Source organism: Salinicoccus carnicancri Crm, from assembly GCF_000330705.1.
Lineage (GTDB): Bacteria > Bacillota > Bacilli > Staphylococcales > Salinicoccaceae > Salinicoccus > Salinicoccus carnicancri.
This window is the reverse complement of the sequence record NZ_ANAM01000008.1, coordinates 166,996-192,697: the sequence shown is the minus strand read 5'-3', so window position 1 is coordinate 192,697 and position 25,702 is coordinate 166,996. Positions and strand designations below refer to the sequence as shown.

Genomic DNA, 25,702 nt, shown 5'->3' with positions numbered 1-25,702 from the left:
AATGGTCCAGGATTCCGTATCAGGGAGTGCCGCACACCGACTGCAATGTGGTACACGGATGGGACCAGGGTTCACCTGGCTGATTGAAGCAAGGGCGAATCCCTTATATTCGTGAAGTGTCTGTACCTTTGTGTGCAGAAAATCAGGTGGTACCGCGGAAAACTCCGTCCTTTTGTTGAGGATGGGGTTTTTATTATTTTACGAGGAGTTGGAAAGATGGATACGAGCGGAATTTCAGAAATTCAGAACGCATTCGATGATGCGGTAAAAACAGTTTCAGATAAAAGGTCCCTGCAGGATTTAAAAGTCGAGTATCTAGGTAAAAAAGGGAAAGTGACCGGTCTGATGAAGGAGATGAAAAACCTTTCAAATGAAGACCGTCCAGCGTACGGCGCTGCTGTCAACGAAGTGCGTTCCCATATCACCTCGGTGATCGAAGAGAAGGAGACGGTGCTTGCAGATCAAGCGCTCGAGGCCAGACTCAAAGAGGAAACGATTGATGTTTCGCTTCCCGGCCGGATCTTCAGACTCGGCAGCCCCCATCCACTGAGCCGTACGATAGAGGATATCGAGGACTTCTTCATCGGTCTCGGCTACGAGATTGCCGAAGGTTATGAAGTTGAAACGGATTATTTCAACTTCGAGGCATTGAATCTGCCAAAATCCCATCCGGCAAGGGATATGCAGGACAGCTTTTATTTTTCCGAGGATATCCTGCTCCGTACACATACATCCCCTGTGCAGGCCCGTACAATGCAGGCAAAAAAAGGGCAGGGGCCGGTCAAGGTCATCTGTCCCGGGAAAGTGTACAGGAGGGACAGTGACGATGCGACCCACAGCCATCAGTTCACCCAGATAGAGGGACTGGTGGTCGACAGGAACATCCATATGAGCGATTTAAAAGGCACGCTCGAGCTATTCGCCAAGGAGATGTTTGGACCGGACCGCGAAATCCGCCTGCGTCCAAGCTACTTCCCGTTCACGGAGCCGAGTGTCGAAGTGGATATTTCATGTTTCAAATGTAAAGGTGCGGGCTGTAACGTGTGCAAACGCTCAGGCTGGATAGAAATACTGGGTTCCGGCATGGTGCATCCGAATGTTCTTGAGATGGCCGGATTCGACCCGGATGAATATTCAGGTTTTGCATTCGGCATGGGACCGGACAGGATTGCGATGCTCAAGTATGGTATCGAGGATATCAGGAATTTCTACACCAATGATCTGAGATTCATCAATCAGTTCAAAGCAATGGAAGATGGAGGGGACCAAAGTGAAAGTATCTAAAGAGTGGCTGAATGAGTGGATACCGGTCGATGTTTCCATCGATGAGCTGTCCGAGAAGATTACGCGCGGCGGTATTGAAGTGGATGAAGTGATCGATTATACGGAGGGTATAAAGAACCTTGTGGTCGGCTATGTCGAATCTGTTGAGCAGCATCCCGAAGCAGACCGGCTGAAAGTATGCCGGGTGAACACCGGTGAAGAGACCAGCCAGATTGTATGCGGAGCGCCGAATGTCAGGGCGGACTCCTATGTGATTGTCAGCAAAGTCGGCGGCAGGCTGCCGGGCGGCATAAAGATCAAACGAGCAAAGCTGCGCGGCCAGGTCTCTGAAGGTATGATATGTTCCCTTGAGGAACTCGGCATTCCGGAGGACCATGTGCCGAAGGAATACCAGGACGGAATTTTCATCTTCAACCGGGATCAGAATATCGGTACGGATGCCCTCTCTGCACTGTATCTCGATGATCAGGTGATGGACTTCGATCTGACGCCGAACCGTAAGGATGCGCTAAGCATGGCGGGTGCAGCCTATGAAACACGTGCGCTTTTCGGCGGGGAGGTCTCCCGCCCCGGGAGCCCTTTGACGGAGCATAGGGATAACGGCGGCAATGGATTCAGCATCAAAAACGAAGACGCGGACGCCGTGCCATATTACGGCGCCCGTCTCGTCAAAAATGTAGAGATAAAACCTGCGCCTGTGTGGATGCAGATCCGTCTCATAAAGGCGGGTATCCGTCCGATCAACAACGTCGTTGATATTTCAAACTATGTGCTGCTGGAATTCGGGCAGCCGCTCCACATGTTCGACCGTGATAAGATCGGCTCTGATGCCATAGTGACACGGTTTGCCGCGCAGGATGAAAAGATAACGACGCTGGATGGCAAAGAACGCAGCCTTATGGACAGCGACATCGTCATTACAAACGGCAAAGACCCCATCGCCCTTGCAGGTGTGATGGGCGGGGATTTCTCCGAGGTGACGCAAAGCACAACCAATATCCTCATCGAGTCGGCACTCTTCAATCCTGTATCCATCAGAAAGACCAGTAACCGGCTGAACCTGCGCAGTGAAGCGTCCGCACGCTTTGAAAAAGGTGTGTCCCATGAGTTCGTACTCGAAGCGTTGGATCGTGCGGCCTACCTTCTTGAAAAATATGCCGGCGGCAGAGTGACCGGCAAAGTGATGTCCGATGGTGAACTGGATCTTGAGAACAGTGAAATCACGGTGACTGCAGAGTTCATAAACAACCGGCTCGGCATGGATCTTTCAGTTGCGGAAATCGCAGAATCACTGTCCAGGCTCGGGCTCGGGACAAAAACCGATGGAGGGACCCTTAATATTTCAATCCCTTCAAGGCGGGATGATCTGAAAATCCGTGAAGATATCACTGAGGAAGTTGCGAGGATCTACGGCTATGACGCACTGCCGTCCTCCCTTCCGGAATATTCCATGATCACTCCGGGCAAACTTACAGATGAACAGAAGAAAGTCCGAATCATCCGCCACCAGCTTGAGGCTCTCGGTCTGTCCCAGGCGATCAATTATGCACTGACCAGCAGGGAGAAGTCGAAACAGTTCACTGACCGGACGGAGGGACTTGAACTCCTGATGCCGATGAGTGAAGATCATGCCGTTTTAAGGAACAGCATGATCCCGCACCTGGTAGACAATGCGGTATACAATGCGAACCGCCAGCAGAAGGATGTCCAGCTGTATGAATTAGGCAGGGTCTTCGTCTCCAGGGGTGAGGGGAACCAGCCGGAGGAAATTGAAATGCTCGGCGGCATCCTGACCGGAGAAATGAACCATACCGACTGGCTCGGCACAAGCGTGCCGGCGGACTTCTATACTGCCAAAGGTATCGCGGACAGCCTCTTTGAAAAACTGGGATTGTCTGATAGCATCAGCTACCGTCAGACAGAGGGATATGAAGAAATGCATCCGGGACGGACGGCGGACATACATCTGGGCGGAGAAAAGATCGGTTTTGCGGGCGAACTGCATCCGAAGTATGCGGAAGACAACGACCTCAACAGGACGGCGGTATTCGAAATCAATATCGACCGGCTGCTGGATGTGAAAAACGGTATTATCGTCTACGAACAGCTTTCAAAATATCCTACAATCACGCGAGATGTTGCACTCATTGTGGAACGCTCGGTGACGGCGGACGAACTGATTCAGACGATATGGACAGCTGCCGATAAATATTTGGAAGATGTTTTTGTATTCGACGTCTATGAAGGGGATAACGTCGCAGAAGGCATGAAATCCCTTGCCCTCCGTCTCACTTATCTCAATAAAGAACAGACGTTGACCGATGAAGAGATTGAAGCAGTGCACACACCTGTACTGAAAGCGCTGGAAGAGGGCGGCGCGGCAATCAGATAAAAGTAAAACCAGATGCAGAAGCATCTGGTTTTATTAGTCTAGCTGTATTTTTTGCCCAGCAGTTCTTTGACCTTCTCCCTGGATTTGAAGTGTTTCTTTGAAATGGAGTCGACGAACGCCATTCCACGCCGCTCGGCAAGCTCTGCCGCAAAGAGGTCTGTTTTTTTGCTTGCTCCCCGCGGTACATCGCGCTTCAGTGAACGGTTGAGATTGGCCATCTGCTCGAGGTATCTGCTGCGTGCGAGAATACTGGCGCAGGCGACGGCGAGGGATTTTGATTCGGCTTTAGTCTCCTGATGTATCAGGTCCGGGCGGAACGGATCCGGAACGTATTTGCGGTAGGCATTTTCTGTTGTGAACTGGTCGATGACAATAGCCTCAAGATCATCCGGCTGTTCCATTTTCTCATGGACTTTCTGTATGCAGTGATCATGGAGAACCGCCTTCAGTTTTACGATATTCCAGCCTTCATCGATCTTTTTATTGTAGGAGGGATTGTCGAGGACGACGAGTGAGTAGGGCACGACATGGATGATTTCGCGCGCAAGTCGGTCCACCGTACCGTTTGAAAGGTTTTTGGAGTCCTTCACTCCGAGCTCTCTGAGCAGAGCGATTTTGTCTTTTTGCACATAGGCGGCACAAACTGTCATTGGTCCGAAGTAATCGCCGACTCCGGCTTCATCGCTTCCGATGGCATTCATATTGTCATAGATCATTGTCATCTTTCCTTTTGAGAATATAGTTGCTTTCCTTCATTAATGATTGTAACACGGCATTTTTTGATTTCATCAATTTTTATAGTATTATTAAATTGATGGAGACTATGTGTTATTATACATTTATATTAATATTAGGTCCTATGCTCCCGGATCTGCATGCTCAGGGCGGAGAGGGGCAGGATGGCATCAGTAAAGCTTTTTATGTTAAATTGTATATAACATTTATCAGTGAAACTTTGTATAGGAGGCAATGTCAAATGGCAGAATACAAAAATCGCATTGCTGTTGATATTTATGACCAGCAGTATACGTTGGTGGGGGCGGAGAACCCCGAACACATGAGATATGTGGCGAGGCTCGTCGACGAGAAGATCAGGGAGATCGGTGTCAGGAACGCGGGGCTTGATACAACAAGGAAAGCAGTTCTGGCGGCAGTGAACGTAATGGATGATTACGTAAAGCTTCAGGAAAAATATGATTCTGCAGTCCGCGAACTGGAACAAAAGGATAATTGATGCTATGTCGATAATAATTTTCATACTTATATTGATCGGTATGGTCATCGGCTATAGAAGGGGAGTCATTCTGCAGCTCCTGCATCTTGTCGGGACCATTTCTGCGATTATCATATCTGCCATGAACTACGAGACACTGTCTGCAAGGTTCGATATGGTCATGCCCTATCCCTCAACAGCACAGTCGATTCATAATCCGCTGCTGCCGGACCTTGCCAATGCTGAATATGCATTTTATGATATGACGGCATTTTTCATCATTTTCGCAGTGTCCAAAATTCTGATCCAACTCATTGTCAGTGCATTTGACTATCTGCAGCAGATCAGTTTTTTCGGCAATATGGGAGAAATCGCCGGTCTGGTGCTCGGTCTGGTCGAGATGATTTATATTCTGACTGTGATCATCTTCATGCTTGCGATCATCCCGCTTGAATTCATCCAGAATGCGATCGGTGATTCCTGGCTTGCGACATTCATAATGGAACACACATTCATACTATCTGATAAATTTATAGATTGGTTATAACAGAGTCATAGTGATATGGCTCTTTTTTTGGAGGCTGTCATGACTAAAAAAGATATCATTGCATTACTTGAAACAATTGCGACCTATATGGAGCTTTCCCTTGAGAACCCGTTCAAAGTATCTGCGTACAGAAAGGCTGCAGCAGCCATCGAGGCAGACGGGCGGTCGCTTGCGGAAATAGAAGATTTCTCTGCAATCAAAGGCATCGGCACAGGGGTCAATGAAGTCATAGTGGAATACAGGGACGCGGGAAGGTCCACTGTGCTTGACGGTTTGAAGACTTCGGTGCCGGAAGGACTGGTGAGAATGCTGAAAATACCGACACTTGGTCCGAAGAAGATTGCAAAAATCCACAAGGAACTCGGCATCACAAGTATGGAGAAGCTGAAAGAGGCATGCGAGAATAAAGAGGTGAGCGCCCTGTCAGGGTTTGGTGCGAAAACCGAAGAGAATATTTCAAAAGCCATTGATGAACTCCTGACCCGTCCGGAACGTTATCCGATCGAACGGATCATTTCTTTCCGGACGGCGGTTGAGGATGTACTGGAAAACATGAATACGGTCAGGAAATATGATGTGGCCGGCAGCGGCAGACGCTTCAAGGAGACGAGCCGAGACCTCGACTATATAATAGAAGTGACTGATGCTGCAGAGTTTACAGAAAAGTTCCTTGAATCACCGTTCATCAAAGATACAGTGGCACAGGGTGAAAAGAAACTGTCTGTCACCATAGAGGATGATATGGATGAAATCAATGTGGATTTCCGCTTTGTCACAGCAGATGAATATTTTACAACGCTCCACCATTTCACCGGCTCGAAAGACCACAATGTGAAGATGCGCCAGATTGCAAAATCACGTGGTGAAAAGATCAGCGAGTACGGCGTGCAAACGGATGACGGAGTGAAAACATTTGACTCGGAAGCGGCATTCTTCGATCATTTCGGTCTGCCGTACATCCCGCCGGCGATGCGGGAAACCGGTGAAGAGACAGCGGTTGATGTATCAGGCATCGTATCGATGGATGATATAAAAGGCGATCTCCATATGCATACGGTGTACAGCGACGGAGCATTTTCGGTACGTGAAATGATAGAGGCCTGCATTGCAAAAGGTTATGAATATATGATCATAACGGATCATTCCAAGAGTCTCCGTGTTGCAAACGGCCTGTATGAAAACAGGGTGTACAGGCAGATCGAAGAGATAAAGGGACTAAGGGATGAATATCCTGAAATTGATATATACACGGGAACCGAAATGGATATATTGAAAGACGGCACTCTGGACTATTCGGATGATCTGCTCTCGGAATTGGATTATGTCATCGCCGCCATCCATTCCAGTTTCTCCCAGACGGAAGATGAAATCATGCACAGACTGAGGAGTGCATGCGAGAACCCCCACGTCCGTCATATCGCCCATCCGACAGGAAGGCTGATCGGCCGGAGGGCAGGCTACCCGGTCAATATGCCTGAACTGATCAGCATGGCGAAAGACACTGGCACTGTCCTCGAAGTGAATGCGAACCCGAGAAGACTCGACCTGTCGTCTGATATCATCAGACATTCGGGGCTGAAGCTCACAGTCAATACGGATGCCCACCATACGGATCATCTCGAGTTCATGAACTATGGTGTGGCGACTTTGCAAAAAGGCCTGATCCAAAAAGAGGATGTCATCAATACGTTTTCAAGAGACGCATTCAGGAAGTTTGTGAATAAAGGGAAATAGAGGTTTTAAAATGAATGATAGAACGATAAATGCACTGGAGTTCGACAAGATACTAACCCAGCTGTCTGCACACGCTGAAAGTAATAAGACGAAAGAGCGGATCACGCCTGCAATCATTTCCACGGAGATTGCTGAAGTGGATCAGATGATCAGCGAAGTGGATGATGCTTCCACTATGCTGAGGTATAGAAATATTGAACTTGGCGGCATAACGGATATAAAGCAATATGTCAGACGTGCTGAAATCCGCAGTATGCTCGGTGTGCCTGAATTCAATCATATCCGTACTATGCTGAACCGGAAAAATATGCTGACGAAAGTTTTTGATGAGTTTGAGGAGGACGGAGTGGAACTTACCCATATACCGGTGTACATCACCGGCCTCCCGGACATCCATTTCCTGTACCGGCGGATCACTGAGACGGTCGATGATTCCCGTGTGCTGGACCATGCGTCCGAAACCCTCCTGAGGGTCAGGTCCAGAATCACTTCCGAGGAAGGGAAGATCCGGGACCGGCTGAACGAAATCATCCGTGGAGGCAATCAGAAGAAGCTGTCTGACAGCATAATCACAATGCGGAACAACCGGTACGTCGTGCCTGTAAAAGTAGAACATCAGGGCGATTTCAACGGCATCGTCCACGACATTTCCTCAAGTGGCCAGACGGTCTATATGGAGCCGATGGCCGTCGTGCAGATGACTAACCAGATACAGAGCCTTAAAGATGAGGAAGAGACGGAAGTCGAACGCATCCTGTACCAGTTGACGGCGGAAGCAGCTGAAGTGGCTTCAGAACTTACCATGACTGACGATGCGCTCCATCATATCGATATGGTATTCGCAAAGGCGAGGTTCGGTTCGGCAATGGGCGGCACGAAACCGGAGGTAGTAGCGAACGGAGGCATCTACCTTCCCGGAGCGTTCCATCCACTCATTCCGGCGGATGTTTCAGTTAAGAATGACATTGTTATGGATGGGGAGACGCATGCTGTCATCATCACGGGTCCCAACACTGGCGGTAAGACTGTAACCATCAAAACGATCGGCCTCAGCGCGCTCATGGCACAGTCGGGTATACCGGTGCCGGCGAGGGACGGCAGCCGGCTCCGGATTTTCTCGAAAATTTACAGTGATATCGGAGATGAACAGTCCATTGAACAGTCACTGTCGACGTTCTCGAGCCATATGACCAACATCACCGGAATACTGGATGAGACGGATGCAGACAGCCTGGTTCTGCTTGATGAACTTGGTGCGGGGACGGATCCCGAGGAGGGGGCGGCTCTTGCCATCAGCATTCTTGAATATCTGTTGTCAAGAAATGCCACCATCGTTGCGACCACCCACTATCCGCAGCTGAAATCATTCAGTTATACACGTGATGGCGTCATAAACGCGAGTGTAGAATTCGATGTCAATACACTGTCGCCTACGTACAGACTGCTGATGGGCATCCCCGGCAAATCGAACGCATTCGAAATATCGAATAAACTCGGTCTGAACCATGATGTCATCACCCGTGCCCGGGAACTTGCCGGGCGCGATTCCCAGGAAGTCAATGACATGATCTCTGCACTTGAAAAGCATACGAGAAACGCACGTGATAATGAGCAGGAGACTGAGGAGCTCCTCAGGGATTCAAGGGCAGTGCATAAGGATCTCAAGAATTATATGGAAGATTTTGAAGCATATAAGGAAAAACTCAGGAAAAATGCACGGGAGGCGGCCAACCGTATCATCAAAGAGAGTGAAATCCGTGCAGAGGAGGTCATCCGCACGCTCGAAGATATGAAGAAGCGGGGAGCGCAGGACATTCAGGAGCATGAAATGATTGAACAGAAGAAGGCGCTCACAGACAGCTACCATCAGGAGGAGATCAGGCGCAAAGAACGCGCTGCTGAAAAAGAAAAGATCCAGGCGGGAGACGAGGTCGATGTGCTCTCATATGGCCAAAAAGGTGAAGTTCTTGCTGTGGAAGGTGAGGAAGCCACTGTGCAGATGGGCATCATCAAGATGAAAGTCGGCCTTGATGAACTGAAAAAGCGCAAAAAACAGAAAAAGGAGCAACCCGTTCCGAGACGGGTAGGCAGGTCACCTGTCAAAAGGGAGCTTGATCTTCGTGGGGAACGCTATGAGGAAGCTTTGAATAAACTGGACAGATATCTGGACCAGGTCCTTCTATCCAACTATAATGAAGTGGAAATCATTCATGGCAAAGGGACCGGGGCGCTCCAAAAAGGAGTACAGCAGTTCCTCAGAGCCCACCCCAGAGTCAAATCGTTCAGAGGCGGCATGCCGAATGAGGGAGGCTTTGGTGTGACAGTAGTTGAAATGAAGTAGGTGATGACATGGATAATTTCGATATGTATAAACTGGCGAAAGTGATGATCGGAGCAGGGATTGTAATGTTTCTCGGCGGCATAATGTATCTGTTCGTGTTCGCCTAAGCAATTCCATTGAGCCCTTTTGCAACATCATGCTATAATGAGAAACATAATCGACAAAATGGAGGTAAGTGCAATGGCTATATATGAAGTGAATGATCAGAATTTTAAAGATGAAGTAGGCAGCGGCCTTAAATTGGTAGACTTCTGGGCGCCTTGGTGCGGACCATGCAAGATGATTGCTCCTGTACTTGAAGAGGTGGCAACTGATGTCGAAGGCAAGGCGGACATCGCAAAATTGAATGTTGATGATAACCAGGCGACTGCGAGTGAATACGAAGTTATGAGCATTCCGACGCTCATTCTGTTCAAAGACGGACAGCCGGTTGATAAAGTTGTCGGCTTCCAGCCGAAAGAACAGCTTGTTGCATTGATCGACAAGCATGCATGATTATTGATATGCCGCCGGACAGGCGGCTTTTTTTATTAAGAGGGAATATGAGGGGTTAATATGGAGGATATTAAACTAAAATTGTCAGTGCTGCCATCAGAGCCCGGCTGCTACCTCATGAAAGACAGGCACGGCATAGTGATATATGTGGGGAAGGCGAAAAATCTCCGCAACCGTGTGAAGTCCTATTTTTCCGGTGCCCATGATGAAAAGACGATGAGGCTGGTGGCGGAGATCACCGATTTCGATTTCATCGTGACCAATTCCGAAGTGGAGTCGCTCCTGCTTGAACTCAATCTGATAAAAAAACATTATCCGAGATACAACATACTTCTGAAAGATGACAAAAGCTACCCTTTCATAAAGATAACGAAGGAAGAACATCCACGGCTTATCGTTACACGTACGGTAAAGCCGAAGACAGGAACATATTTCGGTCCGTATCCGAATGCATACAGCGCCCACGAGACGAAAAAGCTGCTGGACAGGATATATCCGCTCAGAAAATGCAATACGATGCCTGACAAGCTTTGCCTCTATTATCACATCGGACAGTGCCTGGGTCCCTGTGTATATGATGTGACCCAGGCGCAGTATAAAGAGATGATCGACGGCATCACCCGGTTTCTGAACGGGGATACAAAACAGATTGTTGGAGAGCTTAAAGAGAAGATGCAAAAGGCGTCGGAGGACCTTGAGTTTGAAAAGGCGAAGGAGTACCGTGATCTGATCGGGCATGTCGATGCCACAATGAACAAGCAGAAGATGATGTCCAAGGATATGACGGCGCGCGATTGCTTCGGTTTCAGTGTGTCGAAAGGGTGGATGGCGATTTCGGTGCTGCTCGTCAGAAACGGCAATCTGATTGAGAAGAAAGCGGAGATGTTTCCGGTCCAGGATGAGATCCAGGAGGAATTCTACCGTTATATTGCACAGTTCTATGATCTGAAATCCAATCTTCTCCCCAAAGAGGTGCATATAACAGAGGGGCTGGACAGGGAAATTATAGATGAATACCTGCCGGTTGATGTAGTACAGCCGAAGCGGGGGCAGAAGAAGGAAATGGTTGAGCTTGCCAATAAGAACGCCGAAATTGCACTGAAGAACAAATTTGAAATCATAGAGAAGGATGAAGCACGGACAATCGGCGCAATAGAAAGTCTTGGCGGGATACTGAACATCGAGACGCCGATACGGATCGAAGCATTCGACAACTCAAACATCCAGGGTGTGGACCCGGTAAGTGTCATGGTGTCGTTCATAGACGGCAAACCGAGCAAGAAGGACTACCGGAAATACAAGATCAGGACGGTTGATGGCCCGGATGACTATGCTTCAATGGCTGAGGCGGCCAGAAGAAGATACACGCGTGTCCTGAAAGAGCACCTGCCTCTGCCTGATCTGATTATCGTCGACGGCGGAATCGGCCATATGAATACCGTGAAATCGGTCCTCATGGACGAGCTGTCGCTCGATATTCCGGTTGCGGGGCTTGCCAAAAACGAGAAGCACAAGACGGCGGAACTGCTATACGGTGATGCTGCCGAAATTGTGCCGATGAAGAAGAATTCCCAGGAATTCTATCTGCTCCAGAGGATCCAGGATGAAGTACACAGGTTTGCCATCAGCTTCCACAGAAATACAAGAAGTAAGACTTCGGTCACTTCTGTGCTTGATGACATCAAGGGAGTCGGTCCCAGGCGCAAGCAGAAGCTTCTGAGCCACTTCGGTTCTATAAAGCGGATGAAAGAGAAAGATGTCGGTTCGTTTACAGACATCGGAATCCCGGCTCCGATAGCGGAAAGGATACTGGAAAAAATCAAATCATGAGGATGCGTTTTCATTTTTTTGACAATTACTGTTTAAAATTAAACAATTCTTTCCCCTAACATGTCATGTCTCCTTGATTTATATATATGCGAGGAGTAAAATGAGATTGTGAAACCATCTATAATGGATAGTTAGGGGGGAATTCGAGTGTCAAAACAAGATTCAAGTTTTGCTGTAAGACGTCTTCATTCTTTGCTGGGAGTAATTCCACTGGGTGTATTCCTCATCCAGCACTTGCTGGTCAACCACAGTGCAACAAGAAGTGAAGAGGCGTTCAACGCAGCGGCAGGTTTCATGGCCAATCTGCCATTTGTTATTTTTTTGGAGATTTTCATAATTTACATTCCGATTCTATTCCATGGTATATACGGCATCTACATTGCGTTCACTGCCAAGTATAACATCGGAGGAAAAGGCTACGGCTGGCATAGTACATACAGAAACTGGATGTTCCTGCTTCAGAGGATAAGCGGCGTCATCGCCTTTATTTTCATTGCCATCCACGTCTACCAGACACGTGTACAGGTCTTCTTCGGAGCTGATCTGGATTTTGATATGGTGCATCAGATTGTGGTCAATCCGCTATGGCTTGTGTTCTACATCATCGGTATCATAGCGACTGTATACCACTTTGCCAACGGTCTGTGGGCGTTCATGATCACATGGGGCTTTACGCAATCAGACAGATCCCAGCGCATCATGAGCTATGTATCCATGGCAGTTTTCGTAGTGGTCAGCTTCATCGGTGTGCAGGCTATACTGGCATTTATCTAATTAAGGAGTGGAAATAATGGCTAATGATAAAATCATCGTTGTCGGAGGCGGTCTTGCCGGACTGATGGCAACGATAAAGGCAGCGGAGACAGGAGCGGAAGTCGATCTATTCTCAATTGTGCCTGTAAAACGTTCTCACTCTGTATGCGCCCAGGGTGGGATCAATGGTGCGGTGAACACGAAAGGTGAAGGTGACTCACCTGCAATTCACTTTGATGATACGGTCTACGGAGGTGATTTCCTTGCCAATCAGCCGCCGGTCAAGGCGATGACGGAAGCAGCGCCTAAGATCATACATCTGCTCGACCGCATGGGTGTCATGTTCAACAGGACACCGGAAGGACTGCTTGATTTCAGACGTTTCGGCGGAACACTGCATCACAGAACGGCATTCGCCGGTGCGACAACCGGGCAGCAGCTTCTATACGCCCTGGATGAGCAGGTCAGAAGTTATGAAGTTGACGGTCTTGTCAACAAATATGAAGGGTGGGAATTCCTGGGTGCCGTCATCGACGATGAAGGACGTGCACGCGGAATTACAGCACAGGAAATCACATCCTCCGAAATCAGAACATTCAAATCAGATGCTGTCATCATGGCAACCGGCGGGCCCGGCATCATCTTCGGCAAGTCCACAAACTCAATGATCAATACCGGTTCTGCCGCATCCGTCGTGTACCAGCAGGGCGCTGTCTATGCCAATGGTGAGTTCATCCAGATCCATCCGACGGCAATACCGGGAGATGATAAGCTCAGACTGATGAGTGAGTCTGCCCGCGGTGAAGGCGGACGTATCTGGACTTATAAGGACGGTAAACCATGGTACTTCCTCGAGGAGAAATATCCGGATTACGGCAACCTCGTTCCAAGGGATGTTGCCACCCGTGAAATCTTCGATGTCTGTGTGAATCAGAAACTCGGCATCAACGGAGAGAACATGGTATACCTCGACCTGTCACATAAAGACCCTCATGAACTGGATGTCAAGCTTGGTGGAATCATCGAAATATATGAAAAATTCACAGGTGACGACCCACGCAAAGTTCCGATGAAAATCTTCCCGGCAGTGCACTATTCAATGGGCGGCCTTTGGGTGGACTATGATCAGATGACTTCAGTTCCAGGGCTGTTTGCTGCCGGTGAATGCGATTATTCACAGCACGGAGGCAACAGGCTCGGTGCAAACTCACTGTTGTCGGCAATCTACGGCGGACACGTTGCAGGACCGAATGCGATCGAATATGTGAGAGCACTGGATAAATCATATGAAGACATCGACGAGGCCGTCTATGAGAAACACCGTGACACAGAGCAGGAAAAATTCGACAACATCCTGTCCATGGAGGGCGAGGAGAACGCCTACGTCATCCACAAGGAGCTCGGTGAAATCATGACAGACAATGTCACTGTTGTCCGCCATAACGACAAGCTTCTTGAAACCGACAAACGGATTGTCGAACTCATGGAAAGATATAAGCGCATTAACATCAACGATACGAAAAAATGGAGTAACCAGGCGGCATTCTTCACCCGTCAGCTTTGGAATATGCTCGTATTGGCACGTGTTATTACGATTGGTGCGTATAACAGAAATGAATCCCGCGGTGCACACTATAAACCGGAATTCCCAGAACGTAATGACGATGAATGGCTCAAGACGACAATGGCACATTTCGAAGGTGCAGACCAGGCGCCGCGCTTCGACTATCAGGATGTTGATGTCAGTCTGATACCGCCGCGTAAGCGTGACTACTCCAAAAAGAGTGAAGGGAGTGGCAAAAAATAATGAGTGAGAAAACAATTACTTTTAAGATAAAACGCCAGGAAAATCAGGAGACCCAGAGCTATTGGGAAGAGTTTGAGCTTCCCTACCGCGAGAACATGAACGTCATCAGCGGCCTTATGGAGATACAGAGGAATCCGGTAAACTCCAAAGGACAGAAGACGACGCCGGTAACATGGGATATGAACTGTCTTGAAGAAGTCTGTGGCGCATGCTCCATGGTCATAAACGGCAATGCCAGACAATCATGTACGGCACTTGTCGACCAGCTGGATCAGCCGATCAGACTTGAACCGATGTCCACATTCCCGGTGGTCAAAGACCTCCAGGTCGACCGTTCATTCATGTTCGACAACCTGAAGCGCGTCAAAGCATGGGTTCCGATTGATGGCACATATGATCTTGGTCCGGGGCCAAGGATGCCTGAGAAGAAACGTCAGACGGCATATGAGCTTTCCAAGTGCATGACTTGCGGTGTATGTCTGGAAGTGTGCCCGAATGTCAATGACAGTTCAAACTTCATGGGCGCAGCAGCCGTCAGCCAGGTAAGGCTGTTCAACCTGCATCCGACGGGCAGCATGAACAAGAACGAACGTCTCGATGCTCTCATGGGTGTCGGCGGTGTGGCCGAGTGCGGCATGGCACAGAACTGTGTCGAGGCATGCCCGAAAGGCATTCCGCTTACGACTTCAATCGCGTCGATGCAGAGGGAAGCAACCTTCCACATGTTCAAATCTTTCTTCGGAAGCGACCACGAAGTGGAATAATGAAGTGGAATAATATGATTACTTAAATGGGAAGAGCGCCGCTCTTCCTATTTTTTTATTTCAGTTTACGTTATAATGAAGAAAATATGAGATAAGGAATGAAGCGCATGAGTGATAAGGATCCAATCATTTCGATAGAAAAGTCCATCAGGTACATATCCGCCCATGTGAAGAGTCACGGCCGTGAGATCCTGAAGACCTACGAGCTTTCTCCGCTTCAGTTTGTGGCGCTTCAATGGGCCGGAGACAAAGAAGGAATAACTATAGGTGAACTATCAAGCAGGCTTTATCTTGCACACTCCACGACGACTGATATCGTGGATAAGCTTGAGAACGGCGGTTTCGTAAAGCGGCAGAAGTATGAAAAGGATAAGCGCATCGTACTTGTGCTCATGGAGGACAAGGGGCGCGAGGTCATCAATGAAGTGATCGACAAGCGCATCTCCTATATCTCCGATATCACCGGCCATCTTTCTACGGAGGAGAAAATGATGTTGCCGGGTATCCTTGAATCAATACTCCATGAAAGTGAATTGAGGAACAATGGATAAGCCAATCGGGGTGATGGATTCAGGAGTCGGGGGGCTGACAGTGGCCAAGGAAATAATAAGGCAGCTGCCGGATGAGCAGATCATCTATTTCGGCGACCTCAGAAGATGCCCATACGGAGACCGTCCGCTCGAAGAGGTCAGGCGGTATACAGTTGAAGTTGCCGACCATCTTGTCTCGCGCGGTGTCAAGATGATCGTAGTGGCATGCAACACCGCGACAGCCGCAGCGCTTTCAGACCTTGATGACAGATATGATATACCTGTCATCGGAGTGATCAATCCGGGGGCGAGAAGCGCAATCCAGAGCAGCAATAATCAGGATGTCATCGTGCTTGCGACAAATGCCACTGTAAATTCAGGTGCATACAGGGATGCGATTCATCACATTAATGGGGGATTCAAGGTGACGAGCCTGGCCTGTCCCAAGTTTGTTCCGATAGTGGAAGAGCTCAGATACAAGGACAAAGTTGTCGTCAGGGTGGCCATCCACCAGACTTTAAAAGGGCTGCTCGGAACATCTGCCGACACCGTCATACTGGGGTGCACTCATTATCCTCTCCTTGCCGGTGAAATACACGACTTTTTCGGCGGCCGGAAAAATGTCATCGATTCCGGTTATGAAACGGCACGGGAAGTCAGTTCCATCATGACATACAGCAAATCACATGCCGCGCCGGGAAACAGCAAGACCCATGTGATGATCGTCAACGGGGACAGCAGCCGTTTCGAATATATTTTAGGCGACTGGATTCCATTCATAGATTACAAAATAGAAGAAATTGATCTGGAGGCATATTGATATGGTCAAAATAGTCATAGCCAGTGGCAATCAGGGAAAGATAAACGATTTCAGAGCAATTTTTCCGGATGATGAGATTATAGGGATCAAAGAACTGATTCCGGATTTTGAAGTGGAGGAGACTGAAGGTACTTTCAAAGGAAATGCCGTGCTCAAAGCGGAGGCTGCGAGAGATGCTCTCGGTATGCCCGTCATAAGTGATGATTCCGGGCTTAGCGTGGATGCGCTGGATGGAGCCCCGGGTGTTTATTCGGCGAGGTACGCGGGTGTTGATGCGACAGATATGGAAAATAATGAAAAGCTTCTGAAGGCGCTGGAGGAAGTGAATGACCGAACGGCACATTTCACTTCTGTCATTGCGCTCGCAATCCCGGGCAGGGAAACCCGCACATATGAAGGTGAACTCCATGGCCGCATCCTTGAATCTCCTGCCGGTGGAGGTGGTTTCGGATACGACCCGCTTTTTGAGACAGACGACGGACAGAAACTCGGTATGATTACTCCTTCTGCAAAAGGGGAAATAAGCCATAGGAGAAATGCACTGGACCGCCTGCGGGAAGATACCGGGGTTTTCGATGTGCTAGTACGCCATGAGAGGAAGGATTCCAATTAGACTATTAATTATCAGTGACAATCATGGGGAACAGGGGATTTCATATGACGCTTACGGCAGGAATGCCGGGGAGCTGAATGTTCATCTCGGGGACAGCGAATTCCATTATGATGATACGGAGATGAGCCATTTCAACCGTGTAAAAGGGAATGTGGACGGCGATACCAGATACCCCATCGAAGAATACAATGACGAGGCGAAGGTATTCTACACGCACGGTCATTTTTACGACATTAAGAAAACAAGGCAGATACTGGCGGAGCGCGCCCGTGAATACGGTGCAAAATATGCTTTATACGGCCATTCGCATATCGCAAAAGCCGAAAACATCAACGGTATCTATTGCATCAATCCAGGAAGTATTTCCGAGTCCAAGGGCCAGTGGCCTGAGTCCTATGCAGTGCTCGATACAGAGAATGATATCGTGAGCTTCTACGACAGGAACCATCAGATACTTGAGGAAATCAGCCTCACAAAACTGTAAGCTGGGACGCGGGTCTCAGCTTTTTATACAATGAGGCTTAAAAGAATGAAGACAGTGAGTATGAGCAGGGTAAAACTGTACAGATTCTTCCGGAGCACCCCGCCGGCCATGGCCAGCACAATCACGACGAGCAGGACAGAAGCGCCGCCGACCAGTATGGCCGTAATCATGTCAAAATCCATATAGCGGTCCGCCAGATAAAGGATTGCAAGTATGGTGAAAAATGTTGCGGTAAACTGTTTCATGAATATCCTCATTTCCTTTGGGGAGTAGGGAGGCACAATATGAATATACTTTATTTTGATGATAAATGCATCGTCTGCAATGGATTTGCCAAATTCATATCACGGATCGACAGGAAAGATGCAGTCAGGTTCGCCTCCGTGGACGAATTGGAAGCAGTCATGCCGGAGGGGTTCGATACTGTTGCGTACTTTTCCGATGATCTGTATATCCATTCAGATGCGGTTATAGAAGTCGTTGCCGATGCGAGCGGGTTCAGTGCCGTCAGACTGTCAAAAATCATGCCCGTCTGTCTCAGGACCGCGATATACAAATGGGTCGCCCGCAACAGACACAGGTTCACAGGCAACAAGACATGCACAACCGACCAGATTGACAGTGAAGTGAAAAAGAAAATGATTTCATCGTAGAGGACAGTGATCACATGACGATTATAAAGATAGACGATGACATAGAACTCGGAATAGTGCAGATGGAAGAACGCTTCAAACTGTTCGAGACAGTGGATAAGAACAGGCACCATCTGAGGGAATGGCTGCCGTGGGTCGACCACTCGACCAGCCCCGACTCCTACATCACAGTCATCCAGGCCTGGCAGGAGAATATCGACAGAGGCACCGGGCTCGAGGTCGCCATTTACTACAGGGGGGAACTCTGCGGCATGACCGGATACAATATGATGGCGCCTGGCCAGGGGAGGGCGCAGATCGGCTACTGGATCTCAAAAGATGCTGAAGGCAAGGGCATCGTTAAACGGGCCGTCAAAGGTCTCATAGATTACGGATTCGACAGACTCGGTCTCAACCGCGTTGAAATAATCTGCGGCGATAAAAATTACAGGTCCAGAGCCATCCCAGAGGCCTTCGGCTTCGCACAGGAGGCTGTGATGGCGGAATACGAATTCCTCTATGACCACTACCATGACTGCATCCTGTACAGAATGCTCAAAAAAGACTGGGTGACAGGCAACAAATGATGAAACCATACTTAATGGGTGTAATAAAACATCATAAAGTTTCAAAATAGGTTTGACTTTGGACGTTGAAATTGATTATAATTGTAAATGTCCGAATTAAGTCCTGGTAGCTCAGCAGGATAGAGCAATGGCCTTCTAAGCCATCGGTCGGGGGTTCGAATCCCTCCCAGGACGCTAGAGATGAAAACCCCCGCGGGGGTTTTTGTTTTATTAATCCGATGTCCCAGTAGCTCAGCAGGATAGAGCGACAGCCTCCTAAGCTGTAGGTCAGGGGTTCGAATCCCTTCTGGGACGCTAGATTTAAAAAGCATCACTTATTAAAGCCCTGTAACCCGCGTGGTTATGGGGTTTTCTTTTTATTTTCGCCCTCAGGAGTATAATGGTGATATTGTCCAATATACAATAGAAGATAACTTGACCGATAAGTATGTTACGTATATTTACGAGGTGGGGGGACTTCCTATTTAGACTTTGGAAATAATGATACTGTTGAATTCACGATCTAGATAAGAAAACCGCCTTGCGTGAGAAGGGCGGTTCTTATAAGTATTATTCTAAGTTATCAATAGCATACTGTGCTTGTTCTGGTGTAAATTTTTCCCCATAGTCTGAAATCAATTGATCATATATTGCCGAGTGTGACATTTCCATTGTGTCTTGATAAGTTTTAGCTTTGTTTAGTGCATTTTCATTCCAGTCCGCCTCCATATTGTCCACGGCATACTGTGCTTCTTCAGGAAGGAATTGTTCACCGTTTTCAGATGTGAGCTGGTCATAAATACCAGCCTTAGACATGCTCATGGTATCAGAATAGTTTTCAGCTGATTTTAAGGCATTTTGCTCCCAGTCAACTTCTATGTTATCAATTGCGTATTGAGCGGCATCCTCAGGGAAAGCATCCCCATACTCTGATGTAAGCTGATCATAAATACCGGCTTTGGACATATGCAACATATCAGAGTAATTCTCTGCACTCCTCAATGCGGATGTCCACTCTCGGGGTACGTCATTATTTTCTTTCTCATCTGCACTTTCTTTTGTTACTTCTTCAGTTGTTACTTCTTCAGTTGTTACTTCTTCAGTATCCTCCTCTGCACTTTCCTCTGTTACTTCTTCAGTTGTTACTTCTTCAGTATCCTCCTCTGCACTTTCCTCTGTTACTTCTTCAGTTGTTTCTTCTTCAGTATCCTCCTCTGCACTTTCCTCTGTTACTTCTTCAGTCGTTTCCTCTGTTGCAGTTTCAGTCATTCCAGCGTCAGATCCATCTGTATTTGAAGTGTCTTCTCCACCGTCGCTAAATGCTGCGTTACAAGCGCCAAATAGAATGAGTATACCGATAATGATAGATGCCCATTTAAGGCAGCCACCTTTCTTTTTCTTTTCTTCTTTCATATGTATAACCTCCTAATATATTACAATTCAATCATATCATAAAGTAACTATTGATAAGTAACTTTATATAAATAAATGATGAATATTTGCTAATTACAACAGAGGTTCTAATATGTAAAGGGGACCGTCAATAATTATGTGTAAATGAAGTCATACCTTTTCTTAGGCCTTCACTTTTATCATCGTACTGTATAATGAAAGATGGTCTGATGGATAATTATTACGCAGACATCAATGTTGTGTCTGGCCAGATGGTTGGAAAGATTACTGCGTTTGAGTTGAGTGAGGCGTTACTGAATTCACAGTTTAGATAAACGAAAAGCCACTCACTAATTTAAGCAGGTGGCTTGCTAACGCTTATTCAGTTATATATTTCATATTCTCCAAAGGTCTGTCTACCAAGTCCTTGTGTTGCTTTTAAAACTACCAAGTTGTCTCTATTTTCAAGTTTATATATTTTTATATTCCAAACTGGCATAAAGTCACCTCAACTTCTCCAGCTTTTTAATGCAGAGCCCGTTTTTTACACCGCGTGTTTTTCAAACCTTTTAATGTCTTTATTGCTGCCGACCATTATAAGAATGTCTCCGACGGAAACTGTTTGATCAATGGGTGGTGAAATTATAAATTCAGTATTTCTCTGTATGCCTATGATGGTACACCCATATTTTGAAAGGATATTCAATTCCGCCAGTGTCTTATCCCCAATTTTTTTAGTCGCCTCAATTTCAACCATACTGTATTTGTCTGACAGTTCAATGACATCGATCATTTTATCTGAGGTAATATGTTTTGTGATTTTTTTGGCCACATCCCTTTCTGGGTGGATGACCCTGTCAACGCCAATTTTATTTAAAACAGTAGCGTGATCGTCATTCTTGGCTTTTGCCCAGACTTTTGGCACGCCCAGCTCTTTCAAAATCAAAGAGGTGAGTATACTGCCTTCCAAATCATTGCCGAATGAGACAAAGGCATGGTCAATATTTCGAACACCAATTTGTTTAAGAAACGCCTCGTCAATCGCATTAGCACAGTGGGCATATGTTGCACAGCCTTCAAACTCATTTACTCTGTCTTCATCTTTGTCCACAGCAATTACATCTATATGCATATCGTGCAGCTCCTTGACCATCGTGCCGCCGAAGCGTCCCAGCCCAAATACTGCGAATGATTTTTTCATACTTATCCCCCAAGCTCCTGTTCTTTGTTTTTAATACTCCACGGTATCTTAACGCTGTGAACCGGTATTGTAAATAGCAGAAAGGTATCTCATATTTTGAATCAAGCGGGGGATTGCTGAACCCGCAGTTCAGATAAAAGAAGGGCCACCTCAATCAGGATGCTGGTAAGGATGGAGCCCATCGCTGTTTTCGAGCGACTTTGTTTTCAGTTGTAGCTGTCCCCCATTTGGATTATGATAATATTTAAAATCTGTGGAGGAGGCTGTAAATGAAGGAGCGAAATTATAATATCGATGCCCTGAAGGCCATGGCCATGTTCGCTGTCATATTCATCCACTGTGTTCCGAGGGATCTTCTCTACGCAACATACTCGCCTTACCATATATGGCAGGCGGTTCCGGTATTTTTGCTGCTGGCAGGTTTCAACACTGCAAATTCCTACAGGAAGAGGAATTTTGAAACGCTTGCTGAATTTTATAGTCCGTCTTTCATCTATGGCAAGGTCGAAAGGCTGATATATCCGTTCGCGGCAGTGTGGCTCGGTCAGGTGGTACTGTACTTTATATTCAAAGGCGGACTCAATCCCCGTGAACTGCCTGTTTCGTTCATTACCGGGGGGTTTGGGCCGGGCAGCTATTTTGTGCCGATCATCATCCAGGCGACGCTGCTGCTGCCCCTCATATACATGATCATGAGAAAGAATCTGAATGTCATGGCTTTCGTCCTGCTCATTGTAAGTCTCATGCTTGAATTTGTCTGTCTGTGGCTGGATGTATCAAGGGATCTGTACCGGATCATCGTTGTGAGATACATATTCGCTCTCACGCTCGGGGTGTGGCTTTCGTTCAATTACCACAGAATCAGTTATAAGTGGCTCATTCTGTTGGCCGGGCTCAGTGTCATCTACATTACAGGTGTGAATTATTATGACCTTGAACTGATCATGGAGCCGGTATGGCTTAGCCAGCATGCGCCGGCGTTCTTCTATACGCTGCTGTTCACGATCGTCTGCCTGAAGGCGTACAGTATCAATGGGACTAATCCGTTCTCCCGGCTCATGATCCTTGCCGGCCGCGCTTCTTACCATGTCTTCCTGACACAGATGGTCTATTTCTGGTTCATACCGGATCTGTTCGCCGGACTGCCGCTGTATATGTATGTAATCATCAGTGCAGTGCTCAGTTTCGGCTTCGGCATCCTGTTCTTCGAACTGGAGAACAAAGTCCGGCACAGCCTGAAAAACACATGATGAGGCTGATGATTTTTATTTTACAAAACAGTCTGCCTTATATAAGATTGTTATGATGCAGCTAACCTTGGGAGGAGAATTTTAATGAGCAAATTTGACGAACAGATCCTGGTTGTACCGAGATCTGTCATATTCAATGATGAAAAAAATGCCTTCAATGGCTTTATCGGGAAAGAGGACCCGAGGTATAAGGAAATCGTCTCCACTTTCGGCGGTTTTGAAGTGAAAAGGCGCGGGGATATGGAGGAGGATCCTTCATATAAGCAGCTGATCAGCTACGTGCTGATAAAGTCGGAGCAGGATGGGGCGACTCTCGTATACAAAAGGCTCGGTGGCGGCGGAGAGGAGCGCCTGCACGGCCTTCTGTCAATCGGCGTCGGCGGCCATATGAACGATGTGCCGGAAGTGGCGGACATCGATTCGAAACTTTCCGTCAATGCGGCCAGGGAGCTGGAAGAAGAAGTCGGGCTCTCTGCCGATTCGGTAAAGAATATGGAAATCATGGGTCTTATAAACGACGATGACAATGAAGTGGGACGGGTGCACATCGGACTGGTCCTGAGCGTGAAAGTAGATCCTGCAACTGTATCATCCAAAGAGGAGGACACATTGGAACTGATCTGGGCGGAAGACGGGAGCCTGGAAGGCATGTCCCCGTATGAATCCTGGAGTGAACTGATCATCAGGGATGCTTATGCCGGATAAGGTCAGCTCACACAGGCGCTTCCTGAAGAAAGCGGAACGCGACATGAAGCAGCTTTATGATGAGGGGGAATATTCCACCTACATCGGGAGGTACACCCAGTACAGGGATCATACTGCTCCGGAACTTGAACTGATTGAAAAATACTATGAAGCACGGCTCAGAACCGATGGTGCAGATTTCATCGTCGATGATGCGCTGCTCGCGATGAATGAAGGTGCAGGTGACTACGAAACCCATATGTATTATCTGCTGAGCGCGCTCATTGAACTGGGCAGATATTTTGAAGTGATCGAGTTTTCCGACCATCTCATGGAAGAGAGTATTCCGCAGGGCTTCCGCATCGAAGTCGCAGCTCTCAGACATCGTGCCAAGAAGGCGTTGGATGAAAACCGCCCGGAGCCTCAGGAACCTGAAGTGACGCCGGATGATTTCCGGGGGATGATGCAGTACGAGAAACTCGAGGTGCTGGCAAAATGGACGGATGAACAGAACGCAAGATACACCGGCCTTGTCCGGAGATTGCTGCCCGAAGCGGAAGACTATCAGCTCATCACTTTCATGCTCCTTTATCTGAGGGAAGCAGGCGACAGTACCCCGGTGGAATTTGAAAAGTTCGGTAAGAAGGTGAGGCGGAAGCCGTCGGAGCTCGAGTTGCTCGAGGAGACGGAACTGTCTGAGGTGGTCCTCCAGGGAGTTCTGGAAGGGGTGGAGGAACGCATGCCCGAATTCCATGAATCGGCGAGGGCGATGGTGATGTCCCATATCATCCATTGTTATCCGTTGACACCGGATGTAAATCCGGATAGTCTTATAGACAGTTATTTACTGATTCTGCATGAAATGTTAAACCTTGAATATGAGAGGAAATCCGATGCAGATGAAAATGCGCTCCGCTGGATACGTTCGATGGAAGAGTCGATTGCGGCAAGGCGCTGATCAAATCCATTGTTGGATATGGAAAATCGATGTGTTATACTATATTGGTTAATTGAAATTACGTACTAACGGAGGAATTAGACTATGGCTCAAAAGTGGGAAAAACAAGAGGGTAACGAAGGAGTACTGACAGTAACAGTTCCGGCGACGGAAGTGGACTCCGCCCTGGATGAAGCATTTAAAAAAGTATCCAAAGAGGTATCTGTACCCGGATTCAGAAAAGGTAAAGTACCGCGTCAGATGTTCGAGAAGCGTTTCGGTGTAGAATCACTCTACCAGGATGCACTCGATATCCTTCTTCCCAAAGCTTACACAGAAGCTGTCGAAGAGGCGGGCATCAATCCGGTTGATCAGCCGGATGTGGATATCGAAGAGATGGAAAAAGGCAAAGACCTTGTTTTCACTGCCAAAGTAACTGTTGAACCTGAAGTTGAACTCGGAGAGTACAAAGGTCTCGAGGCCGAAGAAACTGATACTGAAGTGACTGAAGAGGACGTTCAGAAAGAAATCGACAGCATGCTCGAATCCCATGCGGAAATGGTTGTCAAAGACGAAGGCAAGGTTGAGGAAGGGGATATCGTCAATCTGGATTTCGACGGGTATGTCGGCGGCGAGCAGTTCGAAGGCGGAAAAGCTGAAGGCTATGACCTCGAAATCGGTTCCGGAAGTTTCATCCCCGGATTTGAAGAGCAGGTCATCGGTCTTGAAAACGGCGAAGAGAAAGACGTTGAAGTCACTTTCCCTGAAGAGTACCATGCTGAAGAGCTTGCAGGCAAAGAAGCGGTCTTCAAGGTGAAGATAAACTCTATCAAAGTGAAGGAAACGCCTGAACTTGATGAAGACCTTCTCAAAGAACTCGACCAGGATGTCGAGTCGGTGGATGCGCTTAAAGAAAAACTTGAAAAAGACCTTAAGGAAGCAAAAGAGAACCAGGCTGACGTTTCAATGAAAGAACAATTGATTGAACAGGCTTCTGACAACGCTGAAATCGACGTCCCGGAAGCAATGATCAAAACTGAAACTGACAGAATGCTCCAGGAATTTGAGCAGCGTCTGTCACAGCAGGGAATTAACATGGAAATGTACCAGCAGCTCTCCGGACAGGATGAGGATGCACTGCGTGATCAGATGAAAGACGATGCTGAAAAACGCGTACGTACAAACCTCGTACTGAAGCAGATTGCTGTCGATGAAAATATCGAAGTGGCTGAGGCTGATGTGGATGCAGAGCTCGAAAAAATGAGTGAGCAGTTCGGTATCAAAGTTGAAGATATCAAATCAACACTCGGAGACCTCTCCATGCTGAATGAAGATCTCAAAGTTCAAAAGGCGATCGATGTGCTTGTAGACAACAGGAAAAAAGCTGAATAACAGATTATAGCCAAAATAGAACGAAGCTCTGTAACAGTTGT

Annotated in this window: 25 protein-coding genes and 2 tRNA genes; 23 read left to right on the top strand and 4 right to left on the bottom strand. The window is 47.6% G+C overall.

Going from position 1 to position 25,702, the window contains the following annotated elements; translation table 11 throughout:
- Positions 1 to 216 precede the first annotated feature (216 nt).
- Both pheS and pheT read left to right on the top strand, forming a co-directional pair.
- Positions 217 to 1,284: a phenylalanine--tRNA ligase subunit alpha gene (gene pheS, locus C792_RS0108610; protein ID WP_017549066.1), complete on the top strand. Its 1,068-nt coding sequence runs from the start codon at positions 217 to 219 to the stop codon at positions 1,282 to 1,284.
- Positions 1,271 to 3,676, top strand: coding sequence for a phenylalanine--tRNA ligase subunit beta (gene pheT / locus C792_RS0108605; RefSeq protein ID WP_017549065.1), 2,406 nt, complete (start codon positions 1,271 to 1,273; stop codon positions 3,674 to 3,676). The genes pheS and pheT overlap by 14 nt, the downstream gene beginning before the upstream one ends.
- Before the next feature lie 38 nt (positions 3,677 to 3,714).
- Here pheT and rnhC read toward each other — a convergent pair whose 3' ends face one another.
- Positions 3,715 to 4,392: a ribonuclease HIII gene (rnhC, locus tag C792_RS14425; protein WP_017549064.1), complete on the bottom strand. Its 678-nt coding sequence runs from the start codon at positions 4,390 to 4,392 to the stop codon at positions 3,715 to 3,717.
- Between the two features lie 260 nt (positions 4,393 to 4,652).
- On the opposite strand from rnhC, the gene zapA reads away from it, so the two are divergent.
- From zapA to C792_RS0108530, 13 genes are all read left to right on the top strand, one after another.
- Positions 4,653 to 4,910, top strand: a complete 258-nt coding sequence (zapA, locus tag C792_RS0108595; protein ID WP_017549063.1) for a cell division protein ZapA — start codon at positions 4,653 to 4,655, stop codon at positions 4,908 to 4,910.
- A 4-nt stretch (positions 4,911 to 4,914) separates the two neighbouring features.
- Positions 4,915 to 5,436 carry a CvpA family protein gene (locus C792_RS0108590; protein ID WP_017549062.1) on the top strand — a complete coding sequence of 174 codons (522 nt, stop codon included), beginning with the start codon at positions 4,915 to 4,917 and terminating at the stop codon, positions 5,434 to 5,436.
- Positions 5,437 to 5,475: 39 nt separating this feature from the next.
- Positions 5,476 to 7,170, top strand: coding sequence for a DNA polymerase/3'-5' exonuclease PolX (polX, locus tag C792_RS0108585; RefSeq protein WP_017549061.1), 1,695 nt, complete (start codon positions 5,476 to 5,478; stop codon positions 7,168 to 7,170).
- Between the two features lie 10 nt (positions 7,171 to 7,180).
- The gene (locus tag C792_RS0108580) at positions 7,181 to 9,511 is read left to right on the top strand and encodes an endonuclease MutS2 (RefSeq protein WP_017549060.1); all 2,331 of its coding nucleotides are present in this window, start codon (positions 7,181 to 7,183) and stop codon (positions 9,509 to 9,511) included.
- A 180-nt stretch (positions 9,512 to 9,691) separates the two neighbouring features.
- Positions 9,692 to 10,006, top strand: a complete 315-nt coding sequence (trxA, locus tag C792_RS0108570; RefSeq protein WP_017549058.1) for a thioredoxin — start codon at positions 9,692 to 9,694, stop codon at positions 10,004 to 10,006.
- A gap of 60 nt (positions 10,007 to 10,066) precedes the next feature.
- Positions 10,067 to 11,836: an excinuclease ABC subunit UvrC gene (gene uvrC, locus C792_RS0108565; RefSeq protein ID WP_017549057.1), complete on the top strand. Its 1,770-nt coding sequence runs from the start codon at positions 10,067 to 10,069 to the stop codon at positions 11,834 to 11,836.
- A gap of 147 nt (positions 11,837 to 11,983) precedes the next feature.
- Positions 11,984 to 12,610, top strand: coding sequence for a succinate dehydrogenase cytochrome b558 subunit (locus C792_RS0108560; protein WP_017549056.1), 627 nt, complete (start codon positions 11,984 to 11,986; stop codon positions 12,608 to 12,610).
- Between the two features lie 16 nt (positions 12,611 to 12,626).
- Positions 12,627 to 14,396 (top strand): succinate dehydrogenase flavoprotein subunit, encoded by a 1,770-nt coding sequence (sdhA, locus tag C792_RS0108555; RefSeq protein ID WP_017549055.1) that lies wholly within the window; start codon positions 12,627 to 12,629, stop codon positions 14,394 to 14,396.
- The gene (gene sdhB / locus C792_RS0108550; RefSeq protein WP_017549054.1) at positions 14,396 to 15,160 is read left to right on the top strand and encodes a succinate dehydrogenase iron-sulfur subunit; all 765 of its coding nucleotides are present in this window, start codon (positions 14,396 to 14,398) and stop codon (positions 15,158 to 15,160) included. Before sdhA ends, sdhB begins: the two co-directional genes overlap by 1 nt.
- A gap of 107 nt (positions 15,161 to 15,267) precedes the next feature.
- Positions 15,268 to 15,711, top strand: coding sequence for a MarR family winged helix-turn-helix transcriptional regulator (locus C792_RS0108545; RefSeq protein ID WP_017549053.1), 444 nt, complete (start codon positions 15,268 to 15,270; stop codon positions 15,709 to 15,711).
- Positions 15,704 to 16,510, top strand: coding sequence for a glutamate racemase (racE, locus tag C792_RS0108540; protein WP_017549052.1), 807 nt, complete (start codon positions 15,704 to 15,706; stop codon positions 16,508 to 16,510). The genes C792_RS0108545 and racE overlap by 8 nt, the downstream gene beginning before the upstream one ends.
- A 1-nt stretch (position 16,511) precedes the next feature.
- Positions 16,512 to 17,123 carry an RdgB/HAM1 family non-canonical purine NTP pyrophosphatase gene (rdgB, locus tag C792_RS0108535; RefSeq protein ID WP_017549051.1) on the top strand — a complete coding sequence of 204 codons (612 nt, stop codon included), beginning with the start codon at positions 16,512 to 16,514 and terminating at the stop codon, positions 17,121 to 17,123.
- Positions 17,101 to 17,607: a YfcE family phosphodiesterase gene (locus C792_RS0108530; RefSeq protein WP_017549050.1), complete on the top strand. Its 507-nt coding sequence runs from the start codon at positions 17,101 to 17,103 to the stop codon at positions 17,605 to 17,607. The genes rdgB and C792_RS0108530 overlap by 23 nt, the downstream gene beginning before the upstream one ends.
- A 23-nt stretch (positions 17,608 to 17,630) precedes the next feature.
- On the opposite strand, the gene C792_RS0108525 is transcribed toward C792_RS0108530, so the two are convergent.
- Positions 17,631 to 17,852, bottom strand: coding sequence for a hypothetical protein (locus tag C792_RS0108525; protein ID WP_017549049.1), 222 nt, complete (start codon positions 17,850 to 17,852; stop codon positions 17,631 to 17,633).
- 39 nt (positions 17,853 to 17,891) lie between these two features.
- Here C792_RS0108525 and C792_RS0108520 point away from each other — a divergent pair, with 39 nt between their 5' ends.
- From C792_RS0108520 to C792_RS0108505, 4 genes are all read left to right on the top strand, one after another.
- A complete protein-coding gene (locus C792_RS0108520; protein ID WP_017549048.1) occupies positions 17,892 to 18,260 on the top strand; it encodes a thiol-disulfide oxidoreductase DCC family protein in 369 nt (122 codons plus the stop codon).
- Positions 18,261 to 18,274: 14 nt separating this feature from the next.
- Entirely contained in the window at positions 18,275 to 18,826 is a 552-nt protein-coding gene (locus tag C792_RS0108515) for a GNAT family N-acetyltransferase (protein WP_017549047.1), read from the top strand.
- Positions 18,827 to 18,926: 100 nt separating this feature from the next.
- A tRNA-Arg gene (locus C792_RS0108510) sits at positions 18,927 to 19,000 on the top strand.
- A 46-nt stretch (positions 19,001 to 19,046) separates the two neighbouring features.
- Positions 19,047 to 19,120, top strand: a tRNA-Arg gene (locus tag C792_RS0108505).
- Between the two features lie 255 nt (positions 19,121 to 19,375).
- On the opposite strand, the gene C792_RS14665 is transcribed toward C792_RS0108505, so the two are convergent.
- Both C792_RS14665 and C792_RS0108495 read right to left on the bottom strand, forming a co-directional pair.
- Positions 19,376 to 20,218 (bottom strand): Ltp family lipoprotein, encoded by an 843-nt coding sequence (locus C792_RS14665; RefSeq protein ID WP_020379993.1) that lies wholly within the window; start codon positions 20,216 to 20,218, stop codon positions 19,376 to 19,378.
- Positions 20,219 to 20,741: 523 nt separating this feature from the next.
- A complete protein-coding gene (locus C792_RS0108495; RefSeq protein ID WP_017549046.1) occupies positions 20,742 to 21,398 on the bottom strand; it encodes a potassium channel family protein in 657 nt (218 codons plus the stop codon).
- Positions 21,399 to 21,667: 269 nt separating this feature from the next.
- Between C792_RS0108495 and C792_RS0108490 the strand changes: the two genes are divergently transcribed.
- The 4 genes from C792_RS0108490 (at position 21,668) to tig (ending at position 25,661) form a co-directional block, all read left to right on the top strand.
- On the top strand, positions 21,668 to 22,648 hold the full coding sequence (locus C792_RS0108490) for an acyltransferase family protein (RefSeq protein ID WP_017549045.1): 981 nt from the start codon (positions 21,668 to 21,670) through the stop codon (positions 22,646 to 22,648).
- Between the two features lie 84 nt (positions 22,649 to 22,732).
- Positions 22,733 to 23,353 (top strand): hypothetical protein, encoded by a 621-nt coding sequence (locus C792_RS0108485; RefSeq protein ID WP_017549044.1) that lies wholly within the window; start codon positions 22,733 to 22,735, stop codon positions 23,351 to 23,353.
- On the top strand, positions 23,343 to 24,290 hold the full coding sequence (locus C792_RS0108480; RefSeq protein ID WP_017549043.1) for a hypothetical protein: 948 nt from the start codon (positions 23,343 to 23,345) through the stop codon (positions 24,288 to 24,290). The genes C792_RS0108485 and C792_RS0108480 overlap by 11 nt, the downstream gene beginning before the upstream one ends.
- Before the next feature lie 84 nt (positions 24,291 to 24,374).
- On the top strand, positions 24,375 to 25,661 hold the full coding sequence (gene tig / locus C792_RS0108475; protein ID WP_017549042.1) for a trigger factor: 1,287 nt from the start codon (positions 24,375 to 24,377) through the stop codon (positions 25,659 to 25,661).
- Positions 25,662 to 25,702: the final 41 nt, after the last annotated feature.